Here is a 13,936-nt window from a genome sequence, read left to right on the forward strand (position 1 = left end):
TCATTATTAACCAAGGGTATGGGTAACTTCCTGAATATCCTGATCATCAAGCTCACGTTCAAAGCTGCGCAGACGCTTATATATAGACATCAGTTCAACTAACGTTGTCCAGGAGTTAATCAAATACTGGAACGAGCCGCGCACCTGACCAAACACGTTTGTAATTTGCGTCATCAAACCAAGCGTAATCGTACCGGCAACAATCGACGGAAACAGCAGGAACAAACCGAAAACGTTATCAACCTGCAGGTACAGAATACGGGCGATATTGAAGTACATATAGTGAAAATAGAGGCGGAAGTAGTTCTGGCGTACCGCGTGAAACAGTTCACGCACCGTTGGCGGTGTCGCACGATTGGCGTCATCTTCACCGTATACCAGTTCTTTACGGTAGGCCGCCTCCACGCGCTGGTTTTTAAACTCCAGCCCTGGAAGTTTAATCCCGACTACCGCCAGTAAGCCAGTTCCCATCAGGGACCAGACAATCGCGGCAATCACCAGGCCATAAGGCACATGCCCAATAATTGGCAGGTCAGGAACATGGGCAGAAAGTGTGACCAGCACGGGCAAAAAGGCGATCAGCGTCATAATCGCGTTGATAAAGCTGACTCCCATATTTTCCAGCGTGGAGGCAAAACGCATAGTGTCTTCCTGCACACGCTGCGCAGCGCCTTCGATATGACGCAGATGCTGCCAGTGCGCCATATAGTGTTCATTCATTGCGGTCCGCCAGCGGAAGACATAGTGACTGACAAAAAAGTTGTTCATCACGCCAATAATTACGGCAATCAGTGCAATGCCGAGAAAGATGCCCACTTCATGATAGAATTGCTCAATCTTCACCTTGTGCGGCGCGCTGAGTGCGGTTTGAATCAGATCATAGAATGGCGCATACCAGGCGTTGACGGCGACGCCAACTTCAACCAGAAACCAGGTCACGAAAATAATCAGCGATGTGCCGAGTATCGACCAGTACTGCCAGCGGTGCGGGCTGTAGATAAACCAAAACAGCGCGAACACCCCAACGCAAAGAATGTAATACGCATAAAAAATCAGGTAATCCAACGACCAGAATCGGGCCGCGCTAATCGGTACATCTCCCGACGCGCCGGTAAAGCGTGCAACCCAGGCTCCCCCACCTGCTTGCCAGAATACAACAGCGACCAGTGCCCAAATAAATGCCGAAATAAAGAACGCTCCCGGCTTTGGGAAAAAAGACTTAAACATAGTGCTCTCCTGCTAACTTCTTATCGTTATGACGACTGCTGTGCATTTGCCACTCTGAAAGTACGTGGCCAGATGGCTTACGCCCAAAAACACAAGCTGAAACCCACATTGTGACCAAAACCGGGGCACTTAGTTCGCCCCCCAGTTATGAAGAATTGTTTCTGTGGTTTTCACACTCGACAACGTTCCAATCTGTGCTGATTATCACAGCGTGAGATCACAAAAGCGAATATGCATAATCCCGAAAACGCTCGCGTTTACTCATCGTTACGTTTTTCACACTATCATTGGCTGATAAGCGCTTTGCAATACGCTGATGAGTAGTATAAATACGCATACGTACGACATCCTTTTTCACTTTCTCTAACTCATGGACACCACCGTTGAAACGTAGTCTGCTTTTTTCTGCCGCGCTGTGTGCGGCGTCATTGACATCTGTCCAGGCGGCACAGCCTATAACCGATCCGGTCTTCGCCTCTGATATCGTCGATCGTTATGCCGACCATATATTTTACGGCAGTGGTGCTACAGGGATGGCACTCGTGGTGATTGATGGCAATCAGCGCGTATTTCGCAGCTTTGGCGAAACGCGTCCCGGTAACAACGTCCATCCGCAACTGGATTCCGTAATTCGTATTGCCTCCATCACCAAATTAATGACCAGCGAAATGCTGGTAAAATTACTCGATCAGGGCACAGTTAAACTCAACGATCCGTTGAGTAAATATGCACCACCTGGCGCACGCGTGCCGACTTATCAGGGCACACCGATTAGACTGGTGAATTTGGCGACGCATACCAGTGCGCTGCCGCGCGAACAGCCAGGCGGCGCAGCAAAGCGCCCCGTGTTTGTCTGGCCAACCCGCGAACAGCGCTGGAGCTATCTCTCAACCGCCACGCTAAAAGCCGCACCGGGCTCGCAGGCTTCTTATTCCAACCTGGCGTTTGATCTACTGGCCGATGCGCTGGGAACCGCCTCAGGTAAGCCTTATCCGCAGCTGTTTGAAGAAAAAATCACCCGTCCGCTGGGGATGAAAGACACCACCTTTACGCCGTCCCCCGATCAATGTCGACGCCTGATGGTCGCGGAAAAAGGAGCCAGCCCTTGCAACAACACGCTGGCGGCGATGGGCAGCGGCGGCGTCTATTCAACACCCGGCGATATGATGCGCTGGATGCAGCAGTATCTCTCATCTGATTTTTATCATCGTAGCCAACAGGCCGATCGGATGCAGACGCTGATTTATCAGCGTACACAGTTGACCAAAGTGATAGGGATGGATGTTCCGGGCAAGGCCGATGCACTTGGTTTGGGCTGGGTCTATATGGCACCGAAAAATGGCCGACCGGGAATTATTCAAAAAACCGGCGGCGGCGGCGGATTCATCACCTATATGGCGATGATCCCGCAGCAAAACGTTGGGGCGTTTGTCGTGGTAACACGTTCTCCGCTGACCCGCTTTACCAATATGAGCGACGGTATCAACGATCTGGTTGCAGAGTTGAGCGGAAACAAACCGCAGGTTATTCCCGCATCCTGACTTAATACTCAAAAGGCAAACGGTTAATGTTCACCAGTTTGCCTTTATTCATTTCAATGTAACCACCTTTACGCAAAGCTGCGAGAACTTCAGCAACAACTGAGCGTGAAATTCGCGTGCGTTGGTGAATATAGTTCATGACACCGACACGCGAACGCAGTTCGTCGTCCCATTTCGTCATGGATATCAGCGTCGCGCGGATCTGATCGTAGGAGTTATTGCCAATTAACTGTAAGTCGCGCATTTCAAGCATGCAGTTTTGCCACGCTAACCAGCAGAAGGCTTCGCGCCAAACCTGGCATTGTTCAATTATATTAATCGTTTGTGAAGCCGGAAGATGATATCCCGTACAATTACTTTCGGTTATTAATCTGTAAGGTACATCTGTTTTCATCACGCCATCCGAAAGCCCCATAATAAACGGAGCCTGCGCGATGCCAACCAGCACATTTTCTCCTCGTCGCAGGGAAATTACGCCGCTTAATATAATAAAGGTATCGTCACTATTTATATCACTGGAATATATAATTTGCTTTTCGTTATCATATTTGAAATGTTGTCCGTATTTTGACAAACATTTATCAAGCTTACCAAATTCCAAAAGAGGTTTATTCGTCGAGAACATTTGTGCATTCCTTGCAACAAATGCCCGTCAAATCCGTGACGGGCATTATTCTGAATTAAATTACCTTATACTTCTCAGCGAGAAAATTCTTACCAGGTATATTTAACACCAACGTTTGCAGCCCAGTCTTGATCAACATCACCGCCACCGAGGTAGTTAGCATCGGTGTAAGCACTGAAGTTCTTGGTGAAGCTGAACTGAGTACCCAGTCCAACACGTACCGCAGAACCTTCTACGCCATTGTCGATAGAGTCTCCGTTTACGTTAGAATCGTTGTTAGAGTCATCGTAAACATAGGCCAGTTTGAAGTACGGGGTCAGCGCCTGATCTTCGCTGTAGGCGAAGGTATAACCTGCATCTACACCCAGTTCATAACGCATGCTGTCATAAGACTGACCGTCAACTTTCATGTCGTTGCTCAGCTTATAGTCATCACCAGACTGGAACAGACCGGATACACTACCGTAAGGCGTCACGTAACCGGCATCACCCAGTTTCAGGTCGTAACCCAGTTTCAGGCCAAAGCCCCAGGCATCAGCAGAGGTGCTGCCATCAACATACTGACCGTTGCTCATGTTAGCAGACAGATCGTTGTTGAAGTGGGAGTAGCTTAAGTTACCGTCAACAAAGATGTTGTTGTCAAAGCGAGCAGAAGAGTAGATGTAGGCCGTCTGGCTGTCTTGATCCACCTGACCAGTACGGTCGCTCATATCACCTTTCGCAAAGCCTGCCGCAGCACCGACAATCCACTTAGCGTTGTTGCCATCGATTTTGGAATCAACACCGACCATGATGCCGCTGACATCCTGATCGTAGCTAATACTGCCGTTATCCGCGTCGAAGCTGCCGCCGAAGTAGCTTACCCATGCACCACCGTTATCTGCCAGACCATGACGAGCGTTAGTCAGACGAGTTCCAACGGTGTCTTGTTCCAGGTTCCAGATATTGGTGTTAGCAGACGGAATGCTCAGCGCCATGTTCGCGTAGTCGGTCAGCTCCATCTGCTGCAGAACAACGGTGTTACCCTGCTGCTGCGCCTGATAGGTGTAAGCACCCAGATCCGCTTTGTTAGCTGCAGAGAAGGTCGCAGTGCTGTTGGTGTCGTTAACATAAACCAGTTCTTTGCCTTTGTAATCAGCAATAGAACCAGTACCGGTCGCGTTATCGATACGTACTTTATAGTTACCAGTTGCAGCTGCAACGTGGTCACCATAGTTATCAACTTCAGACTGATCGTAGGAGGTGTCGGAATCGCCGTTACCATTGATAGTCAAGTGACCATCAGAGTTCATTGCGATCACGCCGTAACCATAGTTAGCCTGAGTTTTGTCGTTAGTACGGTCGTTGGTCAGGTCGGCATTCAACACATAGTTGGTACTGTTGATGTCGAAAACACCCGCATTAACATGGTTGTAAGCGTCGGTGTAGCTGGTCAGATTCAGCGTATCAACCTGCAGTGCATCACCTGTGCTGTTACCCACATCCAGAACACCATTGTTGGTAACGTTGATGGTGTTGGCATACAGCGCAGCATCACCTACGCCCCAGCCAGCAGCAACATCATCCGCAATTGTGACGGTACTGTTGTCAATAGACAGGGTATCGGTCGCAACATGACCATCCTCGTTGATGTTCAGGGCAGAAGCACCGGTCAGCGCGATAGAGTCAGAAATCAGATCAGAATCGCCTACATTCACGACGGAACCACTGTTGATGCTCAGGGTATCAATCAGAGAAGTTTTGGTGGTATCCCACTGTGAAGCGCCGTTCAGCGTGACGTTGAACAGACCGCTCTGGTAGACGGCGTTGCCAACCACATGACCATTTTCATTATAAGAACTCGTATCGCTGTCAATACCGTAGGTTGAATCAGGCCACAGGCTATTGGCTGCAATATCAATCAGCGTAGCGGTAGCTTCTGTACCCGCAGTATAGCTGTCGTAAACACCATCGCCATCAACATCAACCTGATGTACGGACATCGCTGCGCCAACCCACTTGCTGCCGTTGTTCAGGGTCAGATCCAGACGGTCAGTACCGTCCCAACCATTGGTATCCAGATCGGCATCAGTATCACGGTAAGTATCAGCGCCGTTCGGGAAGAAGTTCTCATCGAAGTTGCTGGAGAACACCACGTCGCCCATCAGCGTGGAATTGTTAAAGGTGGCAGTAGTCTGCATCGCGTTGTCGGCATCTGGATGCGCAATAACAGCCAATGCAACATCATCAGCAGTATAAGAACCGCTATAATCGCTTGCATTGCTGGTGTTACCAAACCAGCCAGAAGTGCCTTCATCAGACCATGAACCTGAGGTCACAGTAGAATCACTGACAGCAATAGTATTATTAAATACTTCGCTGCTGTTTACACCAGTACTAACGGTATTATCGTCAATATCTTCCCACTCGTAACCCTGAGTCAGCGTAATACCCGCAACGTGAGAGTTATTGGAGATAGACAGATCAACTTCCTGATCCAGAGTAATAGCCGTGCCCAGATTATAAACATCGACAACATGCGTATCAGCGGCGTCATTATACGTACCGTTGTAGGTATAATGTTCGTAGTTGTCATCGATAGTTGAATTAATGACGTTCATCGCCAGACGATCGTAGTAATAGTCGGTGCCCGTACGGTTAGTACAATCCGTGGTCATACACTCGGATGTCACCATACCGTGAATAGTACTATTTTTAATCGTCAGGCTATTGTTATTGCTGTCAGCATAAACTCCATCATCCAGGTAATAAGTCGAAATAACGCCGTTGACAGTAGCGTTATTGATTACCGGATAAATATCACCGTTATAAATACTATCAGTGTCGTAATTATTCCAACCGACATATCCATCATAGTAAACGCCATCAATATAAGATGCGTCGTTATAATGCGTGAAAGTAGTATAAGTAGTGCCAGAGATATCAGTGGAAGCATTCGCCTGAGAAGTGATTGCCAAAGTGCAGGCTAATGCTAATTGTGAGACTACAAGTTTCTTTTTCCAAGTGTGCATTTGTCATCCCTCCTCAGGGACGTAATATAGTTGATCCATCAATTATCAATGCATAGAAAACATTTTATGTTTCGCAGGAACGATTATGCGGCGTCATGGAGGAAAGGTTCAATTATTCTTTGCCCGTTGTCCGAAAACGGACAACACCACGAATGCCAACTTCTTTATTTAAGAAACAAAAAAATCATTACCTTCAATTAATTACGGACAACCAGTCGTTCAAAACATATTATTTACCAATGAATTACGATGCATACAAACAAATAACTAATAAATAGACGCATCTTATGCATCGGGATATAAAAGCAAACATATAGATATTTAAAATAATAAACAACATAATGAATATGAATAAATGGCTCTAATGACTCAACCTTCCATCAAGGGAAATCCAGATATAACGCCAACTTTCGTAACCCCCTCGCCTTCAGGTTCGGGTATACTGCGATCTTCGATTCCACAAACATCAGGCATACCATGACAGACCTAATCCAACGCCCTCGCCGCCTGCGCAAATCTCCTGCGCTGCGCGCTATGTTTGAAGAGACAACACTCAGCTTAAATGACCTGGTGTTGCCGATCTTTGTTGAAGAAGAACTCGACGATTACAAAGCTATTGACGCCATGCCTGGCGTGATGCGTATTCCAGAGAAGCATCTGGCGCGCGAAATTGAACGCATTGCCAATGCGGGCATCCGTTCGGTCATGACTTTCGGCATTTCCCACCATACGGATGACACCGGCAGCGATGCCTGGAAAGAAGACGGTCTGGTGGCGCGCATGTCGCGTATCTGTAAACAGACCGTGCCGGAAATGATTGTCATGTCCGACACCTGTTTCTGTGAATACACCTCGCATGGCCACTGTGGTGTGTTATGCGATCACGGCGTTGATAACGATTTAACCCTTGCTAACCTCGGCAAACAAGCGGTCGTTGCCGCAGCAGCGGGTGCGGACTTCATTGCGCCTTCTGCCGCTATGGACGGTCAGGTGCAGGCGATTCGCCAGGCGCTGGATGCTGCGGGCTTCACCGATACCGCGATCATGTCCTACTCCACTAAGTTTGCCTCTTCTTTCTACGGCCCGTTCCGTGAAGCTGCAGGCACCGCGCTGAAGGGCGATCGTAAAACCTATCAGATGAACCCGATGAACCGCCGCGAGGCGATCCGTGAATCACTGCTGGATGAAGCCCAGGGCGCAGACTGCCTGATGGTAAAACCGGCTGGCGCATACCTCGATATTCTGCGCGATATTCGCGAGCGCACCGAGTTGCCGATTGGCGCTTATCAGGTCAGCGGCGAGTATGCGATGATTAAATTCGCAGCAATGGCGGGCGCTATTGATGAAGAGAAAGTGGTGCTGGAAAGCTTAGGGTCGATCAAACGCGCTGGCGCGGATCTGATCTTCAGCTACTTCGCACTGGATCTGGCTGAGAAAAAAATCCTGCGTTAATAACGTCGCCTTATCGGGCCTGCTTTTTCAGGCCCGATGAAAAAGCACCACCGGACTGTTAGCCTGCACGGAAGTAAGGCTTATCTCCCAGAATCGTTGCCCGATGCATAATGCGCCGCTGCGGTAGATAATCCGCATTCGCATAATGCTGTGTCACGCGATTATCCCAAATCGCGACATCGTTAGGCTGCCAGCGCCAGCGCACCTGGAACTCCGGTTTAGTGATATGCGCGAACAGAAATCCCAGTAACGTTTCGCTCTCTTTTTCCGTCACATCGACAATTCGCGTCGTAAATCCCTCATTCACAAACAGCGCCTGTTTTCCGCTTACCGGATGTGTGCGCACCACCGGATGCAACAGAGGCGGATGCTTCACTACCGCCTCCAGCCAGCGCTGATGCTCCTCCTCCGTTTTGCGGTATTTATATTCCGGGAATGATTTACGGAAATCATGCTCTGCCCGCAGACCGCTCAGCAACTGACGCAAAGGCTCTGAAAGCGCCTCAAAAGCAGCAATTCCGCTGGTCCACAGGGTATCGCCTCCGGTTGATGGCAGCTCTTTCGCCGCTAAAATCGCCCCGGCAGGCGGCGTGTCAATAAAGGTTACATCGGTGTGCCAGTTGTCGTTATCCGGGGGATTATCATTATGTGTATCCAGCACGATAATCTCTTCTACCCCTTCGGCATGCGGATAGACCGGATGAATATGCAGATCGCCGAAACGCAGCGCCAGCGTACGCTGCTGTTGCGGCGTAATCACCTGCTCACGCAGAAACACCACCTGGTGACGCAGTACTGCGTGATAAAGCTGCTCGAACTGGTTATCACTCAGCGGGCGCGCCAAATCCGCACCGGTAATTTGTGCGCCAATATACGGCCCCAGCGGGGTAATGATCAGACGTTCACTCATTGTACTTCTCCATGCCAGGGCGTCAGACGGCGCTGAAGCGCACGCAGACCCAGTTCTAAAATAAACGCGATAACGGCAATCACCGCGATCCCCGCCAGCACCACATCCGTTGCCAGAAACTCACCGGCTGACTGCACCATAAATCCTAAACCTCGCGTGGCGGCAATCAGCTCTGCGGCCACCAGCGTCGACCAGCCCACGCCAAGCCCGATCCGTAACCCGGTGAGTATGTCCGGCAATGCCCCCGGCAAAATAACAAACCACAGCACCTGCGCACGGCTGGCTCCCAGCGATTGAGCAGCACGTACTCTCACCTGCTGCGCGCTTTTGACCCCCGCCAGCGCAGACATTGCTACAGGGGCGAAAATCGCCAGATAGATCAGCAGGATCTTCGAGGTTTCACCGATGCCAAACCAAATGACCATCAGCGGTAGATAGGCCAGGGGCGGAACCGGACGATACAGCTCAATGATCGGATCGAGAATGCCGCGCATCGTCGGACTCAGTCCCATAGCGATTCCAACCGGAACGCCCAGCAGCACCGCCGCCAGCAGCGAGATAACAATACGTGTCAGACTCGCCGCCAGATGCTGCCACAGCGTGGCATCCATAAATCCCTGCGGACCGGCAATAACGATCAGCTTTTGCAAAACCTGCCCTGGTGGCGGCAAAAACAGCGGGCTGATTAACTGCAGCGCCGCCACAGTCCACCACAACACCAAAATGACGGCCAACGTACCAAGGCTTAAGGTAATCTGCCGCGAGAACGGCCAGCGCCAGTTGAGCGCGCGCTGGCGACGGGGTTTATCATTAATGACCACGCTCATGAAAATGCCTCCCGTTGTTCAAAGACTCGACCTAACACGTACTCGCGCATGGCGATAAACTGCGGATCGGACTTAATGCTGCGACTCGACTCTCCAGCCACAAAGCGACGGGCGAAATTCAGCGGCAGACGCTCCAGTACCCGGCCAGGGCCTGGCGATAGCAATACCAGCTCCGTTGCCATAAACACGGCTTCTTCAATATCGTGGGTAATCAACAGCACCTGTTTGCCCGTCTCATGCCACAGCTTCAGCAGCAGAGTTTGCATCTGCTCGCGAGTAAAAGCGTCGAGCGCGCCAAAGGGTTCATCCAGCAGCAACAGCTGCGGGTTGGCTGCCAGCGCCCGGGCAATACCGACGCGCTGCCGCTGTCCACCGGAAAGCTGCCAGATAAAACGTTTGCCCGCGTCCTCCAGCCCGACTTTCTGCAACATCTCCAGGGCAATACGCTGACGCTGTGGTTTATCCACCCCCGCTAGCTGCAGACCAAAAGCCACGTTGTCCTGCACGTTGCGCCAGGGCAGCAGGCCTTCGTTCTGGAACACGACTCCGCGATCTGCGCCGGGACCGTCAACTTTCTTGCCCGCCAACGTAATGCTACCGTGCTGATACGGCGCAAACCCGGCAATCAGATTTAACAACGTGGTTTTCCCGCAGCCGGAAGGTCCGAGTACTACCAGAAGTTCGCCGCTATCAAGCGTCAGGTTGATATCCTCCAGCGCCGGTTTTCCACCGTAGCTGGCGGCAAGATGTGAGATTTTCAGCATCAGTGCCTCCTTATTTATTGCACGAAGCGATCGGTCACGTACTGGCTGTAATCTGTCGCCACGGCGGGGACTTTGCCCTGCTCTTTAAGGAACTGCGCGGTGTCGATAATCGCTTTATTCACCGCTCCATTTAGTTCGGCAGTCTGCTGTTGCGGCGTCAGGTAAGCGTTACCTTTCACCAGCCCCGGTACATCCGCCTCCGGCACACCGCTTAAACGCGACAATTTACTGATATTTTCTGACTGCTTTAGCCACTCATCAGGATTGGCGATATAAGGTTGCTGCGCGTCGATAGCGCTTTTGGCAAAGGCTTTAACTACCTCTGGGTATTTCTCGGCAAAATCTTTGCGCACCACCCATACGTCCAGCGTCGGCGCGCCCCACTCGCCAACCTGCGATGAGTCGGTTAACACCCTGCCATCTTTTTCCAACGCATTGACCGCAGGCGCCCAGACGTACGCGCCATCAATGTCCCCACGCTGCCAGGCGGCAATAATTGCCGGTGGCTGCAGGTTCACAATCTCAACCTGACCGGGCTTGATGCCCCAGTGTTTTAACGCTGCCAACAGGCTGTAATGAGTAGTAGAGATAAACGGCACGGCAATGCGTTTACCTATCAAGTCTTGCGGTTTACTGATATTTTTCTTCACCACCAGCGCTTCAGAATTGCCAAGTTTTGATGCCAGCAGGAAAACCTCAATCGGCACCTGCTGACTGGCTGCTACCGCCAGCGGACTGGAGCCAAGATTACCGATCTGCACGTCGCCGGAGGCCAGCGCCCGGACGATGCTCGCGCCGCTGTCAAATTTGCGCCAGTCAACAGTCGCGCCGCTCTCCTTCGCAAAAGTGTTATCCGCCTGCGCCACTTTGGCGGGTTCGGCGGAGGTCTGATAAGCGACGGTGACGTTCACCGCCTGTGCCTGAAATGCGATGAATGCCAGTACGCCGAGAAATGCGTTACGCGATGAAATAGCCATGATTTTCTGTTCCCCTGTCTTGTTATGGGGGCAGTATTTCGTTGCGGCACAATTTGATAAAGGAATTAAAAATTCTGGCTAAGAACAAAGCGTTTTTAGAAAAAAAGCGGCAATGCTTATACACAAAATCATTCAAGATACGTTGAGGCGGTAACGGAAGCCCCCCAGGAGCATAGATAACTATGTGACTGGGGTTTCTGACAAATCTGCCGGGAGCAGATTTGAACGCTGTTTGCAGCGGCCCCATAAGGGGCGAGGCCCAGGGATGGGCCGAGTAATCCGCAGCCAACAATGAGGCAGCTTGAAGGATGCCTTGTATTGCGATTTTGTTACATTCGTTACATAACTGCACCTGGATGATTGCCAGCGCGGCGCTGGCAGGCATCATAGACTGCATTATCAGGCAAGAGAGCAATATCATGATTCATGTTGTGCTGGTGGATGACCATGTGGTGGTGCGTTCCGGCTTTGCGCAATTACTCAGTCTCGAAGACGATCTCAACGTTACCGGTCAGTACAGCAGCGCAGCTCAGGCGTGGCCTGCGTTACTGCATGATGACGTAAACGTTGCGGTGATGGATATCGCCATGCCGGATGAAAATGGTCTGAGCCTGTTAAAACGACTGCGAGCACAAAAGCCCGGTTTTCGTGCCATTATTCTCAGCATTTATGACTCTCCCACATTTGTGCAAAGCGCGCTGGATGCCGGCGCCAGCGGTTATCTGACCAAACGCTGCGGACCAGAGGAACTGGTGCAGGCGGTACGTTCAGTCGGTATGGGCGGGCATTACCTGTGCGCCGACGCGCTGCGGGCGCTACGCGGCGGCGAACAACCCGCACGGGTCCTGGAGGTACTGACCCCCCGCGAGCGCGAAGTGTTTGATCTGCTGGTCAAAGGCGACAGCGTGAAAGAGATAGCCTTCAAGCTCGATCTCAGCCATAAAACGGTGCATGTTCATCGCGCGAACGTGCTGGGCAAACTGCAATGCCACAGCACCATCGATCTGGTGCATTTTGCCCTCGACCACCAGTTGCTGACGGGGCATTAATGTCGCGTAACCTTCGTCATTGGGTTATTTCTCTGTTTATTCTGCTGGCCTGGGGATCGGGCTGGCTGATGCTGTGGACGCTGGGTTTTTACCTGACCCACAACGGCCAGCAGGCGGCGCTATTCCTGCCGCACGGCGTCTATCTCGCGCTGCTCATCCTGCTTTCTCGCCGTTACTGGCCCGCGCTGATATTGCCGCCGGTGCTGATGTTGTTCTGGCTGCACAGCGAGCAATTATTGAGCGGCTATATCCTGCTGGCTGCGCCGTTTATTAGCCCTATTCCGGCAAGCATCGGCCAGTCATACTGGCACCGCTTCCCCCTTTACTGGCAGCGCTTAACGCTACTGCTGGCTGCGGTGACGCTTACCTCATTGCTCAATACCGCCCTGCTTTCACCATTTATCCAAAGCCCGGCAACGTTAATTGGCCTGGCGTCATTTACCGGTGGCGTGCTGCTGACGCCGTTTGTCTATCTGATCTATGAATTTCTGCGCCAGCAGCACCGCTATCATCTGCTCGGGTTGGATACCACCAATCCCCCGCTGCGCACCTCACTTATCATCTGGTGCAGTCTGTTTTTTATTATTGGCATTGGCACCCAGATGGTGCTGTCACCAGAGATTGAGCGTCTGCTGCTGATCGTGGTGTTCCTACCGAACGTGGTGATGGCATGGAAATTCGGCTGGCAGGGCGGCGTGTTGTCCGGATTGCTCGGCAGTATGATGATCACTATCGCCCGGCAAATCGGCGTCGGGTTCAGTAATTTACTGGAGCTGGAGATTTTCCTCGCCACCCAGGCGCTGCTGGGCATCGGGCTTGGGATCGCTATCAGCCGCCAGCAACATCTTGCACAAAACCTGCACCATTATCGCCAGCGTCTGGAAGCCGAACTGGCGGCACGCCGCGAGCTGACCGAGCAACTGATCCGCACCGAAGAAAATACGCGCAAAAGCCTGGCGCGGGAACTGCATGACGAAATTGGTCAGAATATCACCGCCATTCAAATTCAGTCGCAGCTGGTCAAACGCGCGCCGGGACGCGAGCAAACGCTTGTGGCGGCAAATCAGATCAACGACCTTGCCCGGCGTATTCACCACTCCACCCGCCAGCTGCTGCGCCAACTGCGCCCGCCCGCGCTCGATGAACTGGCCTTTAAAGATGCCCTGCATCACCTGGTGAATGAATTTGCCTTTGCCGAACGAGGCATTCGCTGTTGGTTTGACTATCAGCTTGAAAATACGCCAGAAAATGAAACGGTGCGCTTCACACTGTATCGGCTGCTGCAGGAGTTACTCAACAACGTCTGTAAACATGCCGACGCCAGCGAAGTATCGATTACGCTGCGTCAGCAGGAACAGCGCTTGTTTCTGGAAGTCGCTGACAACGGCGTGGGCATTCTGCCGGAAAAAATTCCCGGTTTCGGTATTCAGGGGATGCGTGAGCGGGTCAGCGCTCTTGGCGGCGAACTGACGCTCGAATCGAACGGTGGCACACGGGTAATTGTTAACCTGCCCACAAATTTGCAACAAATCAGCCGCTAACCAGGAAAAAGT

At 51.6% G+C, this 13,936-nt stretch carries 11 protein-coding genes; 4 read left to right on the forward strand and 7 right to left on the reverse strand.

Features of this window, described 5'->3' with window-relative positions:
• Positions 1 to 6: 6 nt before the first annotated feature.
• On the reverse strand, positions 7 to 1,227 hold the full coding sequence (sbmA, locus tag OGX99_RS08230) for a peptide antibiotic transporter SbmA (RefSeq protein ID WP_187252938.1): 1,221 nt from the start codon (positions 1,225 to 1,227) through the stop codon (positions 7 to 9).
• A gap of 383 nt (positions 1,228 to 1,610) precedes the next feature.
• On the opposite strand from sbmA, the gene ampH reads away from it, so the two are divergent.
• Complete coding sequence (gene ampH, locus OGX99_RS08235; RefSeq protein ID WP_151218583.1) at positions 1,611 to 2,768, forward strand: D-alanyl-D-alanine-carboxypeptidase/endopeptidase AmpH; 1,158 nt, start codon at positions 1,611 to 1,613, stop codon at positions 2,766 to 2,768.
• 1 nt (position 2,769) lies between these two features.
• Here the strand turns inward: ampH and iprA are convergent, their stop codons facing one another.
• Positions 2,770 to 3,393, reverse strand: coding sequence for a hydrogen peroxide resistance inhibitor IprA (gene iprA, locus OGX99_RS08240; protein ID WP_151218582.1), 624 nt, complete (start codon positions 3,391 to 3,393; stop codon positions 2,770 to 2,772).
• 89 nt (positions 3,394 to 3,482) lie between these two features.
• Entirely contained in the window at positions 3,483 to 6,404 is a 2,922-nt protein-coding gene (ehaB, locus tag OGX99_RS08245) for an autotransporter adhesin EhaB (protein WP_286543161.1), read from the reverse strand.
• A 477-nt stretch (positions 6,405 to 6,881) separates the two neighbouring features.
• On the opposite strand from ehaB, the gene hemB reads away from it, so the two are divergent.
• Positions 6,882 to 7,856 (forward strand): porphobilinogen synthase, encoded by a 975-nt coding sequence (hemB, locus tag OGX99_RS08250; protein ID WP_042310217.1) that lies wholly within the window; start codon positions 6,882 to 6,884, stop codon positions 7,854 to 7,856.
• A gap of 58 nt (positions 7,857 to 7,914) precedes the next feature.
• On the opposite strand, the gene tauD is transcribed toward hemB, so the two are convergent.
• Genes tauD through tauA form a run of 4 tightly spaced genes read right to left on the reverse strand, consistent with a single transcriptional unit; the run spans position 7,915 to position 11,334 of the window.
• A complete protein-coding gene (tauD, locus tag OGX99_RS08255; RefSeq protein ID WP_187259349.1) occupies positions 7,915 to 8,766 on the reverse strand; it encodes a taurine dioxygenase in 852 nt (283 codons plus the stop codon).
• Positions 8,763 to 9,593 carry a taurine ABC transporter permease TauC gene (tauC, locus tag OGX99_RS08260; RefSeq protein WP_278238060.1) on the reverse strand — a complete coding sequence of 277 codons (831 nt, stop codon included), beginning with the start codon at positions 9,591 to 9,593 and terminating at the stop codon, positions 8,763 to 8,765. Before tauC ends, tauD begins: the two co-directional genes overlap by 4 nt.
• Complete coding sequence (gene tauB / locus OGX99_RS08265; RefSeq protein ID WP_210904702.1) at positions 9,590 to 10,357, reverse strand: taurine ABC transporter ATP-binding subunit; 768 nt, start codon at positions 10,355 to 10,357, stop codon at positions 9,590 to 9,592. The genes tauC and tauB overlap by 4 nt, the downstream gene beginning before the upstream one ends.
• A gap of 14 nt (positions 10,358 to 10,371) precedes the next feature.
• Positions 10,372 to 11,334 carry a taurine ABC transporter substrate-binding protein gene (gene tauA / locus OGX99_RS08270; RefSeq protein WP_210904701.1) on the reverse strand — a complete coding sequence of 321 codons (963 nt, stop codon included), beginning with the start codon at positions 11,332 to 11,334 and terminating at the stop codon, positions 10,372 to 10,374.
• 419 nt (positions 11,335 to 11,753) lie between these two features.
• Between tauA and OGX99_RS08275 the strand changes: the two genes are divergently transcribed.
• Both OGX99_RS08275 and OGX99_RS08280 read left to right on the forward strand, forming a co-directional pair.
• Entirely contained in the window at positions 11,754 to 12,383 is a 630-nt protein-coding gene (locus tag OGX99_RS08275) for a response regulator transcription factor (protein WP_151218773.1), read from the forward strand.
• The gene (locus OGX99_RS08280; RefSeq protein ID WP_286543163.1) at positions 12,383 to 13,924 is read left to right on the forward strand and encodes an MASE1 domain-containing sensor histidine kinase; all 1,542 of its coding nucleotides are present in this window, start codon (positions 12,383 to 12,385) and stop codon (positions 13,922 to 13,924) included. The genes OGX99_RS08275 and OGX99_RS08280 overlap by 1 nt, the downstream gene beginning before the upstream one ends.
• The last annotated feature ends 12 nt before the right edge of the window (positions 13,925 to 13,936 follow it).

This window comes from Citrobacter sp. Cu096 (assembly GCF_030332285.1).
In the GTDB taxonomy this organism is placed as follows: domain Bacteria; phylum Pseudomonadota; class Gammaproteobacteria; order Enterobacterales; family Enterobacteriaceae; genus Citrobacter; species Citrobacter meridianamericanus.

Bases quoted from the DNA above. Each gene is read 5' to 3' on its own strand.
- iprA (WP_151218582.1), bottom strand. From the start codon at position 3,393: ATGTTCTCGACGAATAAACCTCTTTTGGAATTTGGTAAGCTTGATAAA.
- tauB (WP_210904702.1), bottom strand. From the start codon at position 10,357: ATGCTGAAAATCTCACATCTTGCCGCCAGCTACGGTGGAAAACCGGCG.
- tauD (WP_187259349.1), bottom strand. From the start codon at position 8,766: ATGAGTGAACGTCTGATCATTACCCCGCTGGGGCCGTATATTGGCGCA.
- tauA (WP_210904701.1), bottom strand. From the start codon at position 11,334: ATGGCTATTTCATCGCGTAACGCATTTCTCGGCGTACTGGCATTCATC.
- tauC (WP_278238060.1), bottom strand. From the start codon at position 9,593: ATGAGCGTGGTCATTAATGATAAACCCCGTCGCCAGCGCGCGCTCAAC.
- OGX99_RS08280 (WP_286543163.1), top strand. From the start codon at position 12,383: ATGTCGCGTAACCTTCGTCATTGGGTTATTTCTCTGTTTATTCTGCTG.
- sbmA (WP_187252938.1), bottom strand. From the start codon at position 1,227: ATGTTTAAGTCTTTTTTCCCAAAGCCGGGAGCGTTCTTTATTTCGGCA.
- ehaB (WP_286543161.1), bottom strand. From the start codon at position 6,404: ATGCACACTTGGAAAAAGAAACTTGTAGTCTCACAATTAGCATTAGCC.
- OGX99_RS08275 (WP_151218773.1), top strand. From the start codon at position 11,754: ATGATTCATGTTGTGCTGGTGGATGACCATGTGGTGGTGCGTTCCGGC.
- hemB (WP_042310217.1), top strand. From the start codon at position 6,882: ATGACAGACCTAATCCAACGCCCTCGCCGCCTGCGCAAATCTCCTGCG.